General features: G+C 67.6%; 19 protein-coding genes. 7 read left to right on the top strand and 12 right to left on the bottom strand.

Going from position 1 to position 20921, the window contains the following annotated elements; genetic code table 11:
- Positions 1–48: 48 nt before the first annotated feature.
- Entirely contained in the window at positions 49–882 is an 834-nt protein-coding gene (galU, locus tag SB816_RS16580) for a UTP--glucose-1-phosphate uridylyltransferase GalU (RefSeq protein ID WP_054501634.1), read from the bottom strand.
- A 435-nt stretch (positions 883–1317) separates the two neighbouring features.
- Here galU and SB816_RS16575 point away from each other — a divergent pair, with 435 nt between their 5' ends.
- Positions 1318–1719 (top strand): response regulator, encoded by a 402-nt coding sequence (locus tag SB816_RS16575; RefSeq protein ID WP_269873258.1) that lies wholly within the window; start codon positions 1318–1320, stop codon positions 1717–1719.
- Here SB816_RS16575 and SB816_RS16570 read toward each other — a convergent pair.
- Complete coding sequence (locus SB816_RS16570; RefSeq protein ID WP_410547297.1) at positions 1674–2507, bottom strand: symmetrical bis(5'-nucleosyl)-tetraphosphatase; 834 nt, start codon at positions 2505–2507, stop codon at positions 1674–1676. The genes SB816_RS16575 and SB816_RS16570 overlap by 46 nt on opposite strands.
- 157 nt (positions 2508–2664) lie before the next feature.
- On the opposite strand from SB816_RS16570, the gene SB816_RS16565 reads away from it, so the two are divergent.
- From SB816_RS16565 to SB816_RS16555, 3 genes are all read left to right on the top strand, one after another.
- Positions 2665–3429 carry an SDR family oxidoreductase gene (locus tag SB816_RS16565; protein ID WP_175188608.1) on the top strand — a complete coding sequence of 255 codons (765 nt, stop codon included), beginning with the start codon at positions 2665–2667 and terminating at the stop codon, positions 3427–3429.
- Positions 3430–3614: 185 nt separating this feature from the next.
- The gene (locus SB816_RS16560) at positions 3615–3869 is read left to right on the top strand and encodes a type II toxin-antitoxin system RelE family toxin (RefSeq protein ID WP_054501956.1); all 255 of its coding nucleotides are present in this window, start codon (positions 3615–3617) and stop codon (positions 3867–3869) included.
- Positions 3870–3888: 19 nt separating this feature from the next.
- A complete protein-coding gene (locus tag SB816_RS16555; RefSeq protein ID WP_054433400.1) occupies positions 3889–4248 on the top strand; it encodes a helix-turn-helix domain-containing protein in 360 nt (119 codons plus the stop codon).
- A gap of 103 nt (positions 4249–4351) precedes the next feature.
- Here SB816_RS16555 and phbB read toward each other — a convergent pair whose 3' ends face one another.
- Both phbB and SB816_RS16545 read right to left on the bottom strand, forming a co-directional pair.
- Positions 4352–5092 carry an acetoacetyl-CoA reductase gene (phbB, locus tag SB816_RS16550; RefSeq protein ID WP_054417571.1) on the bottom strand — a complete coding sequence of 247 codons (741 nt, stop codon included), beginning with the start codon at positions 5090–5092 and terminating at the stop codon, positions 4352–4354.
- Positions 5093–5131: 39 nt separating this feature from the next.
- The gene (locus SB816_RS16545) at positions 5132–6472 is read right to left on the bottom strand and encodes a CitMHS family transporter (RefSeq protein WP_064523123.1); all 1341 of its coding nucleotides are present in this window, start codon (positions 6470–6472) and stop codon (positions 5132–5134) included.
- Between the two features lie 542 nt (positions 6473–7014).
- Between SB816_RS16545 and SB816_RS16540 the strand changes: the two genes are divergently transcribed.
- The 3 genes from SB816_RS16540 to SB816_RS16530 are packed head-to-tail and all read left to right on the top strand — an operon-like array spanning position 7015 to position 10196.
- Positions 7015–7713, top strand: coding sequence for a response regulator transcription factor (locus tag SB816_RS16540; protein WP_144655924.1), 699 nt, complete (start codon positions 7015–7017; stop codon positions 7711–7713).
- A gap of 4 nt (positions 7714–7717) precedes the next feature.
- Positions 7718–9124 carry a sensor histidine kinase gene (locus SB816_RS16535; protein ID WP_240317428.1) on the top strand — a complete coding sequence of 469 codons (1407 nt, stop codon included), beginning with the start codon at positions 7718–7720 and terminating at the stop codon, positions 9122–9124.
- Positions 9114–10196 (top strand): ABC transporter substrate-binding protein, encoded by a 1083-nt coding sequence (locus SB816_RS16530; protein ID WP_064522661.1) that lies wholly within the window; start codon positions 9114–9116, stop codon positions 10194–10196. The genes SB816_RS16535 and SB816_RS16530 overlap by 11 nt, the downstream gene beginning before the upstream one ends.
- Positions 10197–10298: 102 nt before the next feature.
- On the opposite strand, the gene SB816_RS16525 is transcribed toward SB816_RS16530, so the two are convergent.
- The 8 genes from SB816_RS16525 to SB816_RS16490 form a co-directional block, all read right to left on the bottom strand.
- Positions 10299–10922, bottom strand: coding sequence for a response regulator transcription factor (locus SB816_RS16525; protein ID WP_054501642.1), 624 nt, complete (start codon positions 10920–10922; stop codon positions 10299–10301).
- Entirely contained in the window at positions 10919–11998 is a 1080-nt protein-coding gene (locus tag SB816_RS16520) for a sensor histidine kinase (RefSeq protein ID WP_410547296.1), read from the bottom strand. Before SB816_RS16520 ends, SB816_RS16525 begins: the two co-directional genes overlap by 4 nt.
- Positions 11999–12384: 386 nt before the next feature.
- A complete protein-coding gene (locus SB816_RS16515; protein WP_410547295.1) occupies positions 12385–12579 on the bottom strand; it encodes a hypothetical protein in 195 nt (64 codons plus the stop codon).
- 18 nt (positions 12580–12597) lie between these two features.
- Positions 12598–15369 (bottom strand): magnesium-translocating P-type ATPase, encoded by a 2772-nt coding sequence (gene mgtA / locus SB816_RS16510; RefSeq protein WP_081273353.1) that lies wholly within the window; start codon positions 15367–15369, stop codon positions 12598–12600.
- A gap of 116 nt (positions 15370–15485) precedes the next feature.
- The gene (locus SB816_RS16505) at positions 15486–15827 is read right to left on the bottom strand and encodes a hypothetical protein (RefSeq protein WP_054501645.1); all 342 of its coding nucleotides are present in this window, start codon (positions 15825–15827) and stop codon (positions 15486–15488) included.
- A gap of 307 nt (positions 15828–16134) precedes the next feature.
- On the bottom strand, positions 16135–19068 hold the full coding sequence (locus tag SB816_RS16500; RefSeq protein WP_410547294.1) for a TonB-dependent receptor domain-containing protein: 2934 nt from the start codon (positions 19066–19068) through the stop codon (positions 16135–16137).
- A 121-nt stretch (positions 19069–19189) separates the two neighbouring features.
- On the bottom strand, positions 19190–20209 hold the full coding sequence (locus SB816_RS16495) for a FecR family protein (RefSeq protein WP_410547293.1): 1020 nt from the start codon (positions 20207–20209) through the stop codon (positions 19190–19192).
- A gap of 40 nt (positions 20210–20249) precedes the next feature.
- Positions 20250–20765 carry a sigma-70 family RNA polymerase sigma factor gene (locus tag SB816_RS16490; RefSeq protein ID WP_338075989.1) on the bottom strand — a complete coding sequence of 172 codons (516 nt, stop codon included), beginning with the start codon at positions 20763–20765 and terminating at the stop codon, positions 20250–20252.
- Between the last annotated feature and the right edge of the window lie 156 nt (positions 20766–20921).

Here is a 20921-nt window from a genome sequence, read left to right as displayed (position 1 = left end):
ATCCTCTTCGGGGTAGAAAACGGAGCCACAAGCCCACGCCCCGGCCGCTCACCCCAGGCCGTGATACTTCCGGCCCATCTCCATGGTGGCGCGGTAGAAGCCTTCCTTGCTGCCGCAGTCGTAGCGTTGACCGTCGTACTGGTAGCCGAACACGCGGCCCCCATCGAGCAGGGCCGAGATGGCGTCGGTCAGTTGGATCTCGCCGCCGACTCCCGGCTGGGTCGCCTGCAGCGCCGGGAAGATGGCGGGATCGAGGATGTAGCGTCCCACCACGCCCAGATCGGTCGGCGCGTCCTCGGGGCGCGGCTTCTCCACGATGCCGGTCAGGCGCAGCACTCCGTACGAGGCCTGCGTGCCGGAGACGATCCCATACTGATCGGTGTTGGCAGGCGGCACCTTCTGCACCGCGATCACGCTGCCGTCGAACTCCCGCGCCACCTTCATCATCTCGCCGATGACGGGCGTTTCCGCGTCGATCATGTCGTCCGCCAGCAATACCGCGAACGGCTCATTGCCCACGATCGAGGCGGCGCACAGCACGGCGTGGCCCAGCCCCAGGGCGGCGGGCTGGCGGGTATAGACGCACTTCACGGTCTCCGGAATGACATTGCGCACGCTATCAAGCAGCACGGCCTTGTTCTTCTGTTCAAGGTCGCGCTCCAGTTCCGGCACGCGGTCGAAATGATCTTCGATGGCGCGCTTGTTGCGGCCAGTCACGAAGATCAGCTCCGTAATGCCGGCGGCCACCGCCTCCTCGACGGCATACTGGATGAGCGGCCGGTCGACGATGGGCAGCATTTCTTTGGGCATGGCCTTGGTCGCGGGCAGAAAGCGCGTGCCGAGGCCAGCAACGGGGAAAACCGCTTTGCGTATGGGAAGCATGGTATGAACCTCAGTCGGGCGGCTCGCCGGAGCGGGAGCCGTGGCAGCGTTTAGCAAATGCCGTGCCCGATTGCGAGCCGCGTCGCGGCGCAAGCACCCGATCACCTGGCGGCGCCGAAAATGTAAGTGTCCATTACCCTGCCGGGGTCGGCGCGCCCAAACATCCGTGAGTGACGCCGCGTTCTGCCGCGGGCGGGTACATATGCACTGGTTTGCGGGCCTCTCACCGTCCCCCGGGATGACGGCATAGGATGAAATTTAGTGAAACAAAAGTGAAGCATCCGTCCGACCACAGCAACTAAGCTGCCAGCAAACAGGTTGAGGAGGACTCCATCCGTGACAATCCGCACGCCCAGACAGGATACGGCCGGCACCCTATCGCACAACCCGCAGCCCGCGACCGGACAAAATGGCCCGCCGACACCCCCGCGGCCTTTGACCATCCTGCTCGCAGACGACAACCAGGACGCCGTCGAAACCCTGGCGGAAATCCTCAGGCTCGACCACCACAAGGTCCATACCGCGTTCGAAGGACGCACGGCCCTCGCCCTGGCGCAGGCGCACCGGCCGGATATCGTTTTGCTCGACATCAGCATGCCGGAACTGGACGGCTACACCCTCTGCCAACGGTTGCGGCGCGAACCCTGGGCCGCGGGCCTGGTGATCGCCGCGCTCAGCGGCTACGGCGGCCCGCAAGACCTCGAACGCGGGCGCATCGCCGGCTTCGACCGCTATTTCACCAAGCCTGCCGATCCCGCCGAGTTGCTGGACTATCTGAATCGCTGCGCCGATCACGCTCGGGCTGGCACGGGCCGCAACGCCTCGCGTCCCACCTGAAGCAACTTGCGGTCAGCCAGGCGCAGGGCTGTCAATACGCCGCCCGATACGCACCCGGTGTCCAGGCACACCACGTCCGACCGCACCAGCAGTCCCAGCGTTGCCCAGTGTCCGAAAAGGACGGGAGCTGGGCCCGCCCGCCGCCCCGGGACGTCGAACCAGGGCAGCACGCCGGATGGCCAGCGTCCCGGCGCGGCCTTGGCGTGCGGCGCCAATGTGCCGTCGGGGCGGCAGAGCCGCATCTGGGTAAACGCCCGGACAATGAACCTCAGCCTATCCGCGCCCGACATTGTGTCGCGCCAGGACAGCGTCGACGGCCCCCGGATCCGCGGCAGGTGCTGGCGCCATCGCGGGTGGCGCAGCAACGCCTCGACCTCACGCGCGCGCGCCATCGCCGTGGCGGGATCCCAGTGGGGGTAGACGCCCGCGTGCACCAGCAGGTGGCCGGCTTCAGCGTGCAGCAACGGCTGCCGGCGCAGCCAGTCCAATAGCGACGTGGCGTCACGCGCTCGCAGCAACTCGTCCAGCGTATCGCGGCGGCCCGGCCGCAGGCAGCCCGCGGCGACCGCCAATGCCCGCAGGTCATGATTGCCCAGCACGACGGAGGCGCGTTCGCCCAGCGCCCTGACCCGTCGCAACGTCGCGGCCGAGGCCGGCCCGCGGTTGACCAGGTCACCCACGAACCAGAACCGGCAACGCGGGTCATCGGCGATCTCGGGACGTGCCAGCAAGGCATCCAGGGAGTCGCGACAACCATGCACATCGCCGATCACCCAGATCGATTCCATGGCGTTCAGTCCTTCTGCACAGCGCCACGCGCAGGCATGCGCGGACGTCGGGACGATGTCAGCAATTGCCGCGCCCGGGCCCCATCGCAAGATCCGGATAGCCGACGCGCCGCGGCTTGCCTATCGTCGCCAGGTTACTTATCTACAAGGATTCACCATGCAACAACTGACCGGCAAAGTCGCCATCATCACCGGCGCCAGCTCGGGCATCGGCTACGAAGCGGCAAAGCTGTTCGCCCGCGAGGGCGCCAGCCTGGTGCTGGTGGCGCGGCGCCGCACCGAACTGGAGGAACTGGCCGCGCTGCTCGAGGCCGACGGCGGCCGCGCCGTGGCGCTGGCCGGCGACGTGCGCGACGAGGCGGTGGCCGAAGCGGCCGTCGCCGCCGCCGAATCCCACTACGGCGGCCTGGACATCGCCTTCAACAATGCCGGCATGACCGGCGACGCCATGCCGCTGCACCAGGTTACGCCGGCGCAGTGGCGCACCATCCTGGACACCAACCTGGGCAGCGCCTTCCTCGGCGCGCGCCACCAGATCCCGGCCTTGTTGCGGCGCGGCGGCGGCTCGCTGGTCTTCACGTCCACGTTCGTCGGCCATACCGCGGGATTTCCGGGCATGGGCGCCTATGCCGCCAGCAAGGCCGGCCTGATCGGCCTGGTCCAGGCCATCGCCGTGGAATACGGCGCCCAGGGCATCCGCGCCAACGCCCTGCTGCCCGGTGGCACCGACACATCGATGGGCCGCGCCTCGATGGACTCGCCCGAGGCGCGCCGCTACATCGAAGGCCTGCACGCGCTCAAGCGCCTGGCCACGCCGGCCGAGATCGCGCGCTCGGCCCTGTACCTGGCCTCGGACGCGTCCAGCTTCACCACCGGCACGGCATTGCTGGTGGATGGCGGGGTGTCGGTCAATCGGGGGTGAGCGCCGCCGTGGACATTCTCGCGCCGCAGACGCTCGGCGAAGAATCAGTCGATTGTCCTAGAAACACGCAACAAGCTTGATACGTGTGGGCAGGAACCTTAGAAAGTCTCAGGTTCCTGCTTCTTTTGCTTTGGCAGGGCGTAAACCTATATAGATTAAGCTATATACTGGACAGGCTCCGCATTGTGTACGTCATCAACTGGGCAAAGAAGGCCGTCAGGCAATTGTTGAAACTCCCCGTCAGCGATCAACGACGCATCCTTGGAGAAGTCGCCAAACTGGAAGCCTTCCCGGCCATGCACAACATCAAGGCACTCAGCCAACACCAATATGGCTTCCGTCTGCGGATCGGCGCGTACCGCGTCCTGTTTGATGTCGCAACCGCCGTTCGCATCATTGACGTTCAGGAAGTGAAGCGACGCGACGACAATACCTATTGATACCAACCGTGGAACCTCCATGCGCCTGCACCCCACTATTCTCGAGTCCGACGGCAAGCCTGCGTTCGTCGTCCTTCCCTACGCGGAATACCTGGCGTTGACCGGCAAGAAATCGCGCCAGACCCGGCGCCCTGCGCGGGTGCCCGCGGATGGCTCGATTCCCCATGAGGTCGTTGCGTTGATGAGCGGAAATGGCTGGAGCATCGTACGCGCGTGGCGCGAGTACCTGGAGATCACCCAGATCGACATGGCCACCCGGCTGGGCATACGTCAACCCAGCTACGCGGCGATGGAAGCCCCCGATGCCAATCCTCGAAAGAGCACGCGTGAGCGCATCGCGGCAGCCCTCGGCATCCAGTTCGACCAGCTCGACGTGTAGCTCGGGAAAAGGAATGGCCCTTCAGGCGGGCCATTCCCCACAGTGATCACCGATTGCCTTAGGTCCGGACGACACCACCGACAGCAAACTCGCCAAGCCCCCCTCAACTCATATACACGCCGCCATTGATCGCATAGTTCGCGCCGGTCACGAACGCCGCCTCGTCCGACGCCAGCCAGGCGCACAGTCCGGCCAGGTCCTTGGCGGTGCCCAGGCGGCCCACCGGCACGCTTTCAATGATGCGGTCCAGCAGCGCCGGCGGGAAGGCCTTGACGGTGTCGTCGGCGATGAAGCCCGGCGACACCAGGTTGACGGTGACGCCGCGCGCCGCCACTTCCTGCGCCAGCGAGCGGGTGAAGCCGATGACGGCGCCCTTCGCGGTGGCGTAGTTGATCTGGCCGATCTGGCCCTTCTCGGCGGCGACCGAGCCGATGTTGATGATGCGGCCCCAGCCGCGCTCGGCCATACCGTCGACCACCTGCTTGGTGCTGTTGAACAGCGTGTCCAGGTTGCTGCGCAGCACGGCCGACCAGTCGGCGTGGCTCATCTGGCGAAAGCGCATGTCGAGCATGGCGCCGGCGTTGTTGACCAGCACGTCGATCTCCCCGACCTCGCGCCGCACCTTGGCGAAGGCCGCCTCGGTCGAGGCCCAGTCGGTGGCGTCGCCTTCCGAAGCGATGAAGTCGTAACCCAGCGACTTCTGTTCCTTCAGCCAGTGATCCTTGCGCGACGAGCGCGGCCCGCAGCCGGCGATGACGCGGTGACCGGCGCGGTGCAGGGCCTGGCAGATCGCGGTGCCCGTGTGGCCCATCCCGCTGGTGACGTAAGCAATGCGCAAAGCCATGAACGTGCTCCTTTCAAGAAACGTGGGAAAGCGCGGCCGTCAGGCGACGGAGCCGACCAGGGGGAACAGGCCGAACGCCAGCGCGGCCGCCAGCATCACCAGGCAGACCATCGTGGCCCACTTGAGCGAATAGCGCTGGTGGTCGCCAAACTCGACGCCCGCCAGGCCCACCAGCAGGTAGGTCGACGGCACCAGCGGGCTGAGCAGATGCACCGGCTGGCCGATCAGCGAGGCGCGCGCCATTTCCACCGGCGTGATGCCATAGCCTTGCGCGGCTTCGCTCAGGATCGGCAGCACGCCGAAATAAAAAGCGTCGTTCGACATGAAGAAGGTGAACGGCAGGCTGACCAGCGCGGTGATGCCGGCCAGGTACGGTCCGAGCGCGTCGGGGATCACCGCCAGCAGGCTGCGCGACATGGCTTCCACCATGCCCGTGCCCGACAGGATGCCGGTGAAGATGCCCGCCGCGAAGATCAGCGACACCACCGACAGCACGTTGCCGGCATGCTGCGCCACGCGGCGGCGCTGCTCGGCCAGGTTCGGGTAGTTGATGATCAGCGCGATCGCGAAGGCGATCATGAACAGCACCGGCAGCGGCAGCACGCCCATCACCAAACTCACCATCAGCGCCAGCGTCAGGCCGGCGTTGACCCACAGCAGCTTGGGACGGCGCAGGTCGTGGTCGACCTCGATCTCGGGCAGGTTCTTGGGGCCGTCCTCGTCGTAGCCGGCGTGCAGCGAGGCGCCGTCGGGCAGCGACAGCACCCCCAGGCGGCGGCGTTCGCGCAGGCCCAGGAAGAAGGCCAGCAACAGGATCGCGACGATGGCCACGCCCATCACCGGCACCAGCGGCACGAAGATGTCGCCGGCGTCCACGTGCAGCGCGCTGGCGGCGCGCGCGGTCGGCCCGCCCCATGGCGTCAGGTTCATGACGCCGCTGGCCAGCATCGCCAGACAGGTCATGGACAGCGCGTTCATCTTCAGGCGGCGGTACAGCGGCAGCATCGAGGCCACCACGATCATGTAGGTGGTGGAGCCGTCGCCGTCCAGCGAGATGACCAGCGCCAGCACGGTGGTGCCGACCACGATCTTGAGCGGATCGCCCTTCACCGCGCGCAGGATGCGGCCGACGATGGGGTCGAACAGGCCGGCGTCGATCATCACGCCGAAGTAGAGGATGGCGAACATCAGCATGACGCCGGTGGGTGCGATCTTGCGGATGCCGTCGAGCATCATCTTGTCGATGCCGGCGCCGAAGCCGCCGAGCAGGGCGAAGAGGATGGGGACGAGGATGAGCGCCACCAGGGGCGAGAGGCGCTTGGTCATGATCAGCGTCATGAACGTGATCACCATGCCGAAGCCAAGCAGGGTCAAAAGCATGAGGGGGTATCTCCGGGCTCGTTGTTATGTGCGCTTGGGGTGCGCTGGGGCGGAAGACTAGGAAGAAAAGCTGTCTGGAACCTGTCGTTTTTTGGGGGGCCGGGGTCGGGGTGGGGGGGTGTTGAGCAAAGAAGGGATGTAGGCCGTCCGGGGCGGGGTGGGTGTCGCGGAGCGCGCCTGCGATTGCGGTCCGGAGCCTTCGCTCCGGACTGCCCCTGCCTCAACCTCGTGGCCGCCCTTCGGCGGCTGCCTTCGGTTTCCGTCGGGCGCATCTGACGGCGCGCTCCGCGACACCCACCCCGCCCCGGACTACCGGTTTCTTGGTTTGATGCGTTGCTGGACCTCGGCGGCATGGGGGAGTGGTGGTGGCCCGCCTTTTTGGGCCGCGCGGGCGGCCCAAACGGCATACGCGGCCAGGGATTGCGTGGCGGTGTGCGCTGCGCGCTGGTGGGGAGCGGGGCGCTATGACAGGGCGTTACAGGGGGACGGATGTGGCGGCGGAGGCCATTGATGGCGGGGGACGCTATGCGACAATCTCGCGCATGCGGATTCTGGTGATCGAAGATGATGAGGACCTGGCCGACGCGCTTGTGCGTCGGCTGCGTCGTCTTGGGCATGCCGTTGATTGCCAGAATGATGGGTTGAACGCGGATGGGGTGTTGCAGTACGAGACCTTTGACCTGGTGATCCTGGATATCGGATTGCCGCGCATGTCGGGGTTCGAGATCCTGCATCGGCTGCGGGATCGGGGCAGCAAGACGCCGGTGCTGGCGTTGACGGCGCGCATCGATATCGAGGATCGGGTGCATGCGCTGGATACGGGGGCCGATGATTACCTGGCCAAGCCGTTCGACTTTCGCGAGCTGGAGGCGCGCTGCCGGGCCCTGCTGCGGCGGCCCAGCGTGCAGGCGGCGGGGGTGCTGCGGTTTGGCGAACTGGTGATCGACAGCGCGGCGCGGCAGGTCAGCCTGGCGGGGCAGCGCATCGATCTGCCCAAGCGCGAGTACAGCCTGCTCGAGATTCTGTTGGCCGGTATGAACCGCGCGGTCAGCAAGGCCGAGATCGCCAACAAGCTGTTCGCGTTCGATGACGACGCGGCGCCCAATGCCATCGAGGTCTACATCGCGCGGCTGCGCAAGAAGCTGGAAGGCTCGCCGCTGCGCATCGAGACGCAACGCGGCACGGGTTATCTGCTGACGGCGGCCGGGGATGCCGACGCCACCGCGGCGCCAAGGAACTGAAACGGTGCGGTCCCGCCGTATTTCCGTACGCCGGCGCCTGCTGGCGATGCTGCTGGGACTGTTCGTCGTGGGACTGGGCGCGCTCTACTTGCTGGTGCGCGGCTATGCGCAGCAGAACGCCGACACCACCTATGACCAACTGCTGCGCGCCTCGGCGCTGTCGATGGCCGACAGCCTGCAACTGGTGCAGGGCGAGTGGCAGATGGACATGCCCTACGCCGCCCTGGCGCTGCTGGAGCAGGCGCCGCGCGACCGCGTGTTCTATCGCGTGGCGGCGGCCGACGGCGCGCTGATCTCCGGCTACGCCGACCTGTCCGCTCCACCCGCTCACGGCGCCGACGCCGGCGCCGCGCCGCAACTGTTCACCGCCGACTACCAGGGCCAGGCCGTGCGGGTGGCGTGGATGGAGCGCAAGATCGCAGGTCCGCGCGCCACCGAGACCGCGCTGATCCAGGTGGCGCAGACGCGCGAGGCGCGCAATGCGCTGGCCGAGCGCATCCTGTGGCAGGGCACGCTGGCGCTGATCGGCTTTACCGCTGCGGCGCTGGCGCTGGCCTACTGGGGCCTGCGGCGCTCGCTGTCGCCGATCCAGCGCATCGAACGCGAGCTGGCCGCGCGCAGCGCCGCCGACCTGCATCCGATCGCCGCGCCCGTGCCCGAGGAACTGGACACGCTGGTGCATTCGCTCGACGGCTTCATGGCGCGGCTGTCCGAGAACCTCGACACCCTGCGCCTGTTCATCGCCGAGGCCGCGCACCAGTTGCGCACGCCGCTGGCGGCGCTGCACGCGCAGATGGAAGTGGCGCTGGACGAAGAAGACCCGGCCGAACAGCGCCGCAGCCTGCTGGCGGTGCTGCGCAACGCCGAAAAGCTGTCGCGGCTGGTGAACCAGTTGCTCAGCGACGCCAGCGTCATCCACCGCAGCAACGTGCGCAAGTTTGGTCCCGTGGACCTGGCCGAGCTGCTTTCGCAGGCCGTCTACGACACCGTGCCGCAGGCCGACCCGCAGCCCGACGTGCGGCTGCGCCTGCCCGCCGCGCAGGAGAACGCGCCGCCTTGCATCGCGGGCGACAGCCTGATGCTGCGCGAGGCCTTCAAGAACCTGGTCGACAACGCCCTGCGCCATGGCGCCTCGGCGGACGGCCACATCGACGTGCGGCTCGAACGCGACGACGCCGGCTGGCGCATCACCGTGGCCGACCAGGGGCCCGGCATCCCGCCCGCGCTGGCGCAAAGCGCCTTCGAGCGTTTCTCGCGCGGCCCCAATCCACGCACGCCCGGCGCCGGCCTGGGACTGTCCATCGTCAAGCGCGTGGTCGATATCCACCAGGGCCGGCTCAGTCTCAGCAATCGCCCCGGCGGCGGCCTCGAAGCCGTCGTCTACCTGCCCGCCAACGTTCATGACGCCTAGATTTCCCCTGCTCGCGCGCCTGGCCGCGGCCGGCGCCGCCCTGCTCCTGGCCAGCGCCAGCCCCGCCGCCGAGACCAGCGCCGACGGCCTGACGCTGGGTCCGGCCGACAGTAAGCACGTGCTGGTGCTGCACGCCTCCAACAGCGTGAGGGTGTTTCGCGGCGTGCTGGAGGACTTCAGCCAGCTCAATCCTGGCGTGCGCCTGGAATACACGGAACTGTCGACCCAGGCGCTGTATGCCGAAGTGGCCGCCCGCGCCGCGCAGGCGCCGGGCGAGAAGGCCGGCCCCGACCTGGTCATCAGCAGCGCCATGGACCTGCAGACCAAGCTGGTCAACGACGGCCATGCGCAGCCGCACGTGTCGCCGGACACCCGCGCCCTGCCCGCCTGGGCCAATTGGCGCGACGAGGTCTTCAGTATCGGCACCGACCCCATCGTGATGGTCTACGACACCCGCACGCTCGACGCCGCGCGTGCGCCCCGCACCCGCCGCGAGCTGCTGGCGCTGCTGCAGGCGCCCGACCAGCCGCTGGCCGGCCGGATCTCGACCTACGATGTCGAAGGCAGCGGCATCGGCTACCTGGCCGCCACCCAGGACGCGCGCCTGGACAGCCTGGCCGGCGCGCTGCTGGCCGCCTTCGGCCGCAACGGCGTCAGCGTGCACGAATCGACCGAGCACGCGCTCGACAAGCTCGAACGCGGCGAGATCACGCTGGCCTACAACCTGCTGGAATCCTATACCCGCCACCGCATCGACCAGGGCGCGCCGCTGGCCATCATCTACCCGCAGGACTACACCCTGATGCTGTCGCGCTCGGCCATCATTCCACGGCAGGCGCCGCGCGCCGACCTGGGCGCGCGCTTTCTCGACTACCTGCTGTCGCCGCGCGGCCAGGACATGCTCGCGCGCCAGTCCGGCATGCGGCCGGTCGGCGCCTCGGTAGTGCCGGCGGCGGGCGTGCGGCCGGTGGCGCTGGGCGTGGGCTTGCTGGTGTACCTGGATCCGCTCAAAAAGCGCCACTTCCTCGACCTGTGGCGCGCCGCGGCCCAGCCGCCGGGCAAGCCGGACTGAAGCGGGTCGGCCGCCCGCTCGCGGCGCATGGCGCCCGCCGATGACGGGGCGAGCCCTTCGTCTCCAGGCATTGCGCCTCGACGAGCGCCAGCCCAATGAGCGCTAACCGCCCAGTTGCCCGCCCGCGCGTACCAGGTCCGCCAGCGTGCGCACCTGCATCTTGCGCATGACGCGCCCGCGCCGCACCTTGACCGTGATCTCGCTGACATTGAGTTCGGCCGCGATCTGCTTGTTCAGCATGCCTCGCACCACCCGCTCCATCACCGCCTTCTCGCCCTCGGTCAAAGTGTCCCAGCGGGCCTGGACCTCATCAGAACCCGATGCGCTTGCCAGTTGCGCGCGATCCTTCTCGACCGCCGCGTGGATGGTGTCCAGCAGGTCCTGGTCGCGAAACGGCTTGGTCAGGAAATCCACCGCGCCCAGCTTCATCGCCGCGACCGACATGGGAATGTCGCCGTGGCCGGTGATCATCACCACGGGCATGCGCCGCCGCGCCTGCTGCAGGCTGCGCAGCAGGTCCATGCCGCTCTGCCCCGGCAGGCGCACGTCCAGCACCAGGCAGGCTGGGCCGGTGCCCGGATCGGCGTCCAGGAACTCCCGTGCCGACCCATAGCCGCGCACGGGCAGTCCGACCGAATGCATCAGGTCCTCCAGCGACTCGCGCAGCGAGGCGTCGTCATCGACGATGTGGATGGTGGCGGGCTCGGGCCGCGTGCTTGCGATCATGAAGATTCATCCTCGGCCGCCGCTGGCAGCATGAAACAGAACACCGCGCCCTCGCGCGCGGCGGGTTCGGCCCACAACCGGCCGCCATGGCTTTCGATGATGCCGCGACTGATGGTCAGCCCCAGGCCGGTGCCTTCGGGCTTGGTGCTCCAGAAGGTGTCGAACAGGCGTTCGCGCGCCTGCGGCGTCAGGCCCGGGCCGGAGTCCGTCAGCGAACACTGCACCTGCCCCGCCTCATGGCACGACAGGCGTAGCGTCAACTGGCGGGCGCCCGCCGGGGTCTGCTGCATGGCCTCGATGGCGTTGAGCACCAGGTTGACCAGCACCTGCCCAAGCTGGACGCGATCGCCCAGCACCGCCGGCACGCGCTCCTGGATGCGGGTGGACACCACCACTTCGTTGCGCGCCAGCTCGCCGCCGGCCAGCTCCAGCACCTCGCCGATGACGTCGGCCAGCTCCAGCCGCTCGCGTTGCGGCGCGGCATTGCGCGCGTCGCGGCGGATGCGCGCCACCACTTCGCTGGCGCGATGCACGTCGCCAGTCATGCGCTGCAGCGCGCGCAAGGCCCTTTCGATGTTGGGCGGATCGTGCTCCAGCCAGCGCTGGCAGGCGCTGCCGCTGGTGGCGATGGCCGCCAGCGGCTGGTTGATCTCGTGGGCAATGGACGCGGTCAGTTCGCCCAGGCTGTGAATGCGCGCCATGCGCGCCAGTTGCGTGCGCGCCTCGAATGCCGCGTCCTCGGCCGCCGCCCGCTTGAGCGCCAGGTAGGTGGTCACGCCAATGGCGGCAATGCTGATGAGCGCGTTGATCAGCCCGAGTTCGCGCAGTGCGCCGCCATTTGGCGTGAGGTACAGGCTGAGCAGCGTCAGCGCCGCGCACGCCACCGCGACCAGGGTGACGCCCTGTCGCGGCAGGAAGCTCAGCGCCGCCAGGATCACCGCCACGTAGAACACGGCCACGGCGATTTCCAGGCGGGTGAAGGTGTCCGCCAGGAACACTATCGCCATCAGCGCCACCAGCAGCGCAACGCCCGCGCGGGGACGCTGCTTCAGATACCTGGCCGGCTTGAGGAACATGGCGCTGCCACCCCGTTGAATGGACGCCGGCGCCGGGCCCCGATGGCCCCGCGCCGCGAGCTGCCATTGTAGAGACAGGCGCGGGCCGTGGCGCACTTTCGGAAAGCCGGCATATACCAAGGTATAGGTCCGCCATCCCAATGGCGGCTCGCCCGCGCGGGGGCCGGTTCCTATAATTTTCGGATCCCTCCCGGGCGCGTCCTTCGGCCGCGCCGCCCCGCCAACGCCTACTGGCAGCGTCCCCATGAAACCGTCCATCAAAGTCCTCTGGATCGTCCGCGGCGCCGTGCTCGTCGGCATCTGGATCGCGCTCGGCGTGATCCAGGCGCTGCATCGCGTCGCCTGAGACAATCGGGCGGCGCCCGGCCGCCCGATCCTCCCTCCCTTCAGGGCAGGAAACACAGGATCCCGCCCACGCCCAATGTCCACGCCAGCAGCATCGGCACCAGCAGCCGCAGCGGGATCAGCGGGCCATCCGGCAAGTCCGGCGCCTGCCCCGCCTGACGGAAGGAGGCCCGTTCGATCTCGTAGGCGTGCATGTCACGCGAGAATTTGCGCATTTCCTCGAAAGCCTTTTCCATGTCGTCTCTCCCGGCATGTCAGTACCACCGGCCGTAGCGGCGGATGTAGAGGGTCTTGACCTGCTGCGTCAGCGCGATGTAGCCCAGGATGGTGAGCGCCAGCCAGCCGAAGTAGATGGGCGGCAGCGACACGAATCCGATGGACTCGGCGATCGGCGAGAAGGGCAGCCAACATGCCAGCGCGATCGCCGCGGTGGTCGACAACAGCACCGGCAGCGACGCCGTGCTCTGCAGGAACGGGATCTTGCGGGTGCGCAGCATGTGCACCACGAAGGTCTGCGACACCAGGCCCTCGATGAACCAGCCCGAATTCATGATGGTCTGGCCGCCGTCGCCGCCATGCAGGGCATAGGCCGCGCCGGCGCCGAACACCGTCCACATCAGGAAATAGGTGGTGATATCGAACACCGACGAGGTGGGCCCCAGCCACAGCATGAAGCGCTGGATGTTGCCCGCTTCCCACTTGCGCGGCTTCTTCAGGAACTCATCGTCCATGCGGTCCCACGGCAGCGTCAGTTGCGAGATGTCGTACACCAGGTTCTGGATCAGCAGTTGCAGCGACAGCATCGGCTCCCACGGCAGCCACGCCGACGCCACCAGCACCGAGAACACGTTGCCGAAGTTCGAGCTGGCGGTCATGTTCAGGTACTTGAGGATGTTGCCGAAGGTCTCGCGCCCCTTGATGACGCCTTGCTCCAGCACCATCAGATCCTTTTCCAGCAGCACGATATCGGCGGTTTCCTTGGCGATGTCGGCGCCGCTGTCCACCGAGATGCCGACGTCGGCGTCGCGCAGCGCGGGGGCATCGTTGATGCCATCTCCCAGGAAGCCCACGGTGTGACCGTTGGCCTGCAGCGCCTTGACCACGCGCGACTTCTGCAGCGGCGTCAGCTTGGCGAACAGCACCGCGGTTTCGGCGCGGCGGCACAGCGTCACGTCATCCATCTGCTCGATGTCGGCGCCCAGCAGCACCCGCGCGTCGTCGTCACCCAGATCCAGGCCCACGTCGCGGCAGACCTTGGCCGCCACGATGGGGTTGTCGCCGGTCAGCACCTTCACCGCCACGCCGTAGTCGTTGAGCGCACGGATCGCGGCCTGCGCCGAATCCTTGGGCGGATCCAGGAACGTCAGGAAGCCGCGCACCACCAACCCGCTTTCGTCGCTGGCCTGGAACTGCGTGCGGCCGCTGTCCTCCAGGCGGCGCGAGGCCACCACCAGCACCCGGAAGCCATCGCGGTTGTAGGCCTCGGCGCTACGCAGCAGGCGCTTGCGCATGGCCGCGTCCAACGGACGTTCCTGCCCGTCGATCATCACGCCCGTGCTGACCGCCAGCATTTCCTCGACCGCGCCCTTGGTGATCATCTCCAGGCCGCCGTCGACGCTGCGCACCACCACCGACAGACGCCGGCGCACGAAGTCGAACGGGATCTCGTCGACCTTCTCGTGATGCGCGCTGCGGTCCCAGCCGCGCAGCTCCCGCGCCCGGGCCAGGATGGCGCGGTCCATCAGGTTGCGCTGGCCGCTCTGGTTGGCGCTGTTCAGCCACCCCAGGCGCAGCACCTGGTCGTCGACATCGCCGTCAACGTTGAAGTGATGCTCCAGGATGATGCGGTCCTGCGTCAGCGTGCCGGTCTTGTCGGTGCACAGCACGTCCATCGCGCCGAAGTTCTGCACCGAGTTGAGCCGCTTGACCACCACCTTGCGCCGCGCCATCGCCACCGCGCCCTTGGCCAGGTTGGCCGAGACGATCATCGGCAGCATTTCGGGCGTCAGCCCCACCGCCACCGCCAGCGCGAAGGTCAGCGCGGTGACCCAGTCGCCCTTGGTGACGCCGTTGATGACGAACACGATCGGCACCATCACCAGCATGAACTTGATGAGCAGCCACGACACGCTGTTGACGCCGCGGTCGAAGCTGGTCTCGACGCGCTTGGTCGACACCACGTTCTTGGCCAGCGAGCCGAAATACGTATTCGGCCCGGTCCCCACCACCACCGCGGTGGCGGTGCCGCTGACCACATTGGTGCCCATGAAGCAGATGTTGGCCAGGTCCAGCAACTCGGCGTTCTCGCCCGCTTGCGCCTCGGCGCGCTTGGCGCTGACATTGCCCAGCGTGTCGTACTTCTCGACCGGCAGCGCTTCGCCCGTCAGGATGGCCTGGCTGATGAACAGGTCGCGCGACTGCAGCAGGCGGATATCGGCCGGGATCATGTCGCCGGCCTGCAGTTCGACGATGTCGCCAGGCACCAGTTCGTTCATCGGCAGTTCGCGGCGCACCGGCTCGCTGGACTGGCTGTCGCGGCGGACCACCGTGGCGGTGCTGCGCACCATGGACTTGAGCTTCTCCGCGGCGCGGCCCGAGCGGTACTCCTGGATGAAGCGCAGCAGGCCGCTGACCGTCACCATGGTCAGCATGATGACGATGCCGGTCCAGTCGCGGTCGGCGGGCGCGGCGAACTGGATATCGGTGAGATACGAGACCGCCGCCAGGCCCAGCAGCACCAGCACGAAGGGGTTGCGGAACGCCCGCAGCAACTGCAGCCAGGCCGGCGCGGGCTTGTCGTGCGCGACCTCGTTCAGGCCGTCGACCGCGCGACGCGCGGCAACCTCGGCGTCGCTCAGCCCGGCGCGTTGCGTCTGCAGCGTCTGCAGGCTTTCGTGCACCGACAGGCCGGCATGTCGCGCCACCGGCATCGTGCGGTTCTTGCCCGACGCGGCGCCGGCCGCGGGGGTCTTCTCGCTGCGAGGCCCGCGCGGGGCCGGCAACGAGGCTTCTTGGACTTGCTTCATGTTCGCTGCTCCCACCCACGCACCGCCGGTGGGAGCCCGCCGTTTTCACGGCGCGAGCGTCCCCCGTCCACGGCCCGCGCGGGCTTGGTGGAAATTGAAAATCGGGTAAGGCGGAATCAATGCGGGACGGGAACGGCCGGCGCCTGCGCGCGCGGCGCTGGCGCCACGCCGACACGCAGCGTATGCACGCCAAGCTCGCGGCACAGGTCGCTGAGCCAGGTAATCACGGGCCAGGGATTGCCGCTGTCGCTGCGCAGGCTGATGGCGGTGCAGGCCTGTTCGCCGTCGGTCGAGTAACGCACGTCTGCCACGGTTTCCGACCGCTGCCGCAGTTCCTCGTAGAGGCGCTTGCGGATCAGGGCCAGCACCGCGGGGCTGCCGTAGAACGTCAGGTTGATGAAGGCCGGCGCGGGGGCCGCGCGGCGCACGGGGTTGGGGGAAAGGGTATGGAACAGCATGCGCGTCTCCTGGAAACGGGCGATTCCGCCCGCAGGGGTTCGGATGGCGCATGCAAGCCGTCGCGGCTCCGGATCGACCCGGACGGGCGTGGCGGCTGACAAAAAAATGCAGACCCGCTAGACCCGGCGTGCGCCGTGGGTTCTGGTACTTCCGTCGTCTTCCACGGCGGGCTCCTATAGGGTTGCAACAGGCGGCAGTGTAGGTCCGGGGCGGCGTTCCGAACAGATCATGAGGCGTATACCTTGGTATAGATGCCGGCGCGGGCAGGCCTCGCGTGCGGACTGCCCGCCCCCGGACGCCGCGCGCTCAGAAACGCGTCTGCATGCCGATCCGTACCGTCCGGCCCGGCGCAGGCATGAAACTCTGCGCCAGCGGATCCAGGTAATAACGGTTCGTCAGGTTCTGCACCGAGAGGCTCACCATCACCCGTTCGCGCAGCCGGTAGGTCATGAACAGGTCGAACAGGGTCACGGGGTGGTACACGAGCTGTTTCGTCGTCGGTGTTTCCTGCCACGGCTCGTCGGCCTTGACCGTGGGGCCCGAGGTGTAGGCCATGCGCCCGCCCAGCGTCAGCGCTTCATTGAAGAAGCTCAGGCCGGCGGTCAGGCTCAAGGCCAGCCTGGGCGGATTCTGAGCGTTGGTATACGAACCCATGAAACTGCCAGGGGTGCACGTCGGCGTGTTTTCCGTATGCCGCATAGCGCTGGGGTTGTCACGCAAGTGCTGCGCGAAGGCGGCGTCGCAGGTCTCGGTCTTCAGGTAATACGTGGCCGCCAGATCGGCGAACACCCGCCCGGCGTCATAGCGCGACTGGAATTCCAATCCGCTGGTCTTGTAGCGGTCGGTATTCCGCATCTGCAACGCCTTTTCGGTCAGCTCCTCCACCCCGTCATAGTCGTAGTAGCGCACGATGTAGTTCTTGATGTTGTTGTTGAAATAGACCACCTTGGCGGCGACCGTGTCGCCATCGGCCAACAGGTTGCCACGCACCGTGCTGGCGCCGAATTCCCAACTATTGGAACGCTCTGGCTTGAGCCCCCTGCCCGGTGACAGGCTCATCGTGCCAAGGCTGGTCTCGAACAGCGATGGCAACCGCAGCCCCTGGGTGTACGAGGCATAGACGAAAGTGTCCGGCACCAGTTCCAGGTTCAGGCCCACCGACGGGGCGAAGCCGCCGCCGCGGCTGCGCAGCCTGGGGGCATGCGCATAGCCGGTGACGACCTCTTTCACATCCTCGTCATAGACGCGGGTCGAGCCCGCCCCGAAGTCGTCGTACGGCACGCCGACCTCGGGGCGGTTGCTGTCCTGGAACACGATGCCGTTATGCAGGCGCGGGTCGGTGGCGTCCGTGTACAGGCCTTGCTCGTCCGGCCACCACGTCTGGTAACCGAAGTTGCCCGGCCACCACCACTCACCCGGCTTTTTCACCATGATGGGGCGATAGGAGCGCGGTTCGCGGATGGCGGTGGAATACACGCCGCGGTCCCTGACGTCAAAATGGCTGTAGCGGCCGCCGCCCCACAACGTCAGCGACGCCACCGGCCGGTATTCCAGCTTGCCGTTCAGGCTGAACTCCCGGCGCGACGCATCGCGCAGCACGCGGTTGCCGTCGATGTCCTGCCGCGTCGTCACCACGCTGCGCTGCGGCCGGAGATCCTCGACCTGGAATGAGCCGCCCAGGTTGAGGCTGACATCGCCGCGCGCCGTGCGCCACCGCGAGGTATTGGACAGATCGCCGCCAATGCGGCGGTCGGCCTGCCGGGTCCATCGGCGATCCGTCACGTAGGCCTGGGACGCCGGCGCCCACACCGAGGTCAATTGGCTGGTCTTGGCATCCGTCATCCACAGGTTCACGCCCAGGTCCAGCAGCGGATTGTCCGCCGGCTGGAACTGATAGCGCGCCGTATAGGTGTCGATACCGATTTCCCCCAGCGGATACTGCGTGATGCCCGCCGTGCCGGACCGGATGATGTCCGACGGCATGATTTCGCCGATTTTGCCGTCGTAACGGCGATAGCCCAGTTCCAATGCGTGGCCTTCGGCGGGTCGCAGCGTCAGTTTCAACAGCGTCGACTCGGTTTCGGCCGACGAATTCAACACTTCCTCGCCAGGGTTGTAGGACTTGGCCACGCTGTTCATCTCGTAGCGACCACCCGGGTAGTACATGCGATAACGCTCCCGCCCCTTCTTGCCCGAGAAGTAGTTGCCCTGGTTGCGGTGCGCGTAGGCCGCCACGAAGTCGAGGCGGTCGTTGGCATAGGCAAACGCCAGGCTGCCCGATTCCGCGCGCGACCCGAACAGGCTGCCATGGCTATCGTGCGGAACGGCACTCAGATCATTCGCCGAGGGCTCCCCTGTGGAGGACGATGGCGGATTGACGCCACGATGTGGCGGCGCCACGCCGTTGTTCCATAACTCGCCCTTCAGGCGCAGGCCGACCCGGCTGCCTTCCGTGAGGATGTCCCGCACGCCCAGCGTGCGCATTTCCACCGAACCGCCGATGGCGCCGGACGTCACGGAGGGACCTTTGTTGACGGTCACGTCGCTGATCAGGTCCGGGTCGATATAGCTGCGCTGGGCCGTGCCTCCGTATCCGCGGTACACGTCCAGCGCCTGCTCGGAGCCATCGACCCGCACCGCCACCCGGCTCTGCCCCTGGATGCCGCGGATGTTGACGTCCAGCGCGCCGCCGTTGCGGCTGTCGCCAACCTGCACCCCCGGTATGCCGGCCAGCAGGTCACCGACCGACACCCGGCCGAAACGGTCGAGGTCCCGGCTGGACAGATACACGGATGAACGTGGCGCGGCATAGACCTCTTTCCCGGCCACCGCATCGCCCTCGATCTCGACCGGCGCCAGGGTGACGGCTCCCGGCGACACCACCAGCACATAGCCGGATGCGCTGCGCCGGACCTGCAGGCCGCTACCGCGCAACAGCGCCGCGAAGCCTTCTTCCAGCGCGTAGCGGCCATGCAGCCCCGGACTCTCGCGACCGGCCACCTGTTCGGCAATCAGCGACAACGCGATGTCGGACTGTTGCGCATAACGGCTCAAGACGTCCGCCAGCGAGCCGGCGGGAATGTCGTATTGCCTGTCGACGCGCTGCGCCTGGGCAATCAGCGCGATCGACGCGCCCAACCCGGCCAGCACCAGGCGGGCGGCGGGGGGCAGGCCGCGGGGCTGCGGCGGCGGTGAAAATCGGAAACGGCGGCGCGGGCCTGCCGGGTGGAGCTTGTGCATGATCGTGGTCCTCAGCTCGGGCGCCGGGACCTATCGATACGTCCCGGATCATCGCCATTCAGAAGACATGACGCGCCGGACTCCAAAACACGAACCACCCATCGCAGGGAATCTTCCCGGACTAGCGGGCGGCTTCGCCACCGGTCCTCCCCACCCACACGAAATAGGACGAGGCGAACCGCAGCGTCAGGCCGGGTACGCTCTCGGCCAGCAATCGCAACGCCCGGCCGGTATCGTCCAGTGGCAACACCACCGTCATGCGGATCCCCGCCAAGGCGGCCTCGTCATAGAAAATGCGGCCGGACCGGTGCCGATTCAGCTCCTCCAGCACGTCCGCCAGCGGCTGGTCCCGCGCCGCCAACTGATGGAATCTCCAGGCGTCCTCCAACTGGCCGGGATCGACCGCCGCAATCGGCCCGACGCCCTGCGCCGTAACCGCCACGCGCTGCCCGGCCCGCACCACCAGCGCCTGCGTCGGTGGCGTGCCGGCCGCCTCCACCCGCACGCGCGACTCGATCATTGCCAGCTTCGTCACGCCGTCATGCCGATCCACTGCGAAGCGCGTACCCAGCGCGACCAGCCGCGCCTCGCGCGTGCGCACCACGAAGGGACGCAGCGCGTCCTTCGCCACCTCGATCAGCGCCTGTCCCTGCACCAATTCCAGCTCCCGGCGCTGGCGGTCGAATCGCAGGTTTACCGCGCTGTCACCGGCCAGGGTGACGCGCGAGCCGTCCTCCAGCAGCTCGACGCGCCACTCGCCGGTCACGCTGCGCACATCCGCCATCAGATAGGACGCGGGATACACCCGCAGTGTCATCCCGCCCGCCGCGGCCACGAGCAACGCCGCACCGATCGCGAACAGCATCCGGCTCGCGCGGCGCTTGCCCGAATGGGCAAACGCCGCTTCGAATCCCGCCCGCGCCGGCGCCCCCGATTTCGCCGCCGAGCCGCGCAGATCCTGCATCCGGTCCACCACCAGTCGCATGCCCCGCGCCGCCGCCTCGTGCACGGGACTTTGCCGCATCCACGCCTCCAGTTCGCGCTGCGCGGCGTCGCGCTCGGCCGCGTCGTCAGAACTCAGGCGCACGACCCACCGGGCGGCCTGTTCGGCGATGGCATCGGGGATCGGCACGCGCCTCATGCGGCGGCTTCCGGTTGGCGACCGGATCGCCCGGCCATCATCAGGCCAGCACCCGGTGACAACGCAGCAGCCCCTGCGCCAGATACTTCTGCACCATCCGCACGGAGATTCCGAGACGCTCGGCCACCACCAACTGGCTGTGGTCTTCCAGGTAATGCAACAGGAACGCCTCGCGCCCTTTCGGCGCCAGCGCAGCCAGCGCGGCTGCCAGTTGCTCCACCACCTGTATCGCGCTCATCAGCGCCTCGGGTGATGGCGCCCCTCGCGGCAAGGCATCCGCCGCCAGCGTCATGGCTTCGAGATAGGCCTGTTCGACGCGCTGGCGCCGCAGGCGGTCGAGCATCAGCCGGCGCGCGGCCGTGGTCAGCCAGGCCCGCGGCTCGACCAGTTCGGCGGGAGGAACCCTGGCCGTCAGCAGCCGCAGGAAAGTGTCATGGGCCAGATCCGCCGCCTGCTCCGGACATCCCAACCGGCGGCGCAGCCAGGCAGTGAGCCAACCGTGATGGTCGACATAGAGCGCCTTGACGGCCGAGACCAGGGGATAGGCTGCAGTCACGATCCACTTCATTCCGACGCGAGCGACCGGCGAGCGTCTTGAGGAACTCAAATGAAAATGAGTTTCAATACTATGTGGATGAAAAGCGCTGCGCAAGACAAGAGAAACATCCGTCGCTCATCTGTTGCACCGCGTCGTGCCGGCCGCCCGCCGCCT

The sequence above is a fragment of the Achromobacter sp. SIMBA_011 genome, assembly GCF_046535435.1.
In the GTDB taxonomy this organism is placed as follows: Bacteria; Pseudomonadota; Gammaproteobacteria; order Burkholderiales; family Burkholderiaceae_B; genus Achromobacter; species Achromobacter dolens.
This window is presented reverse-complemented; position numbering and strand designations above follow the sequence as displayed.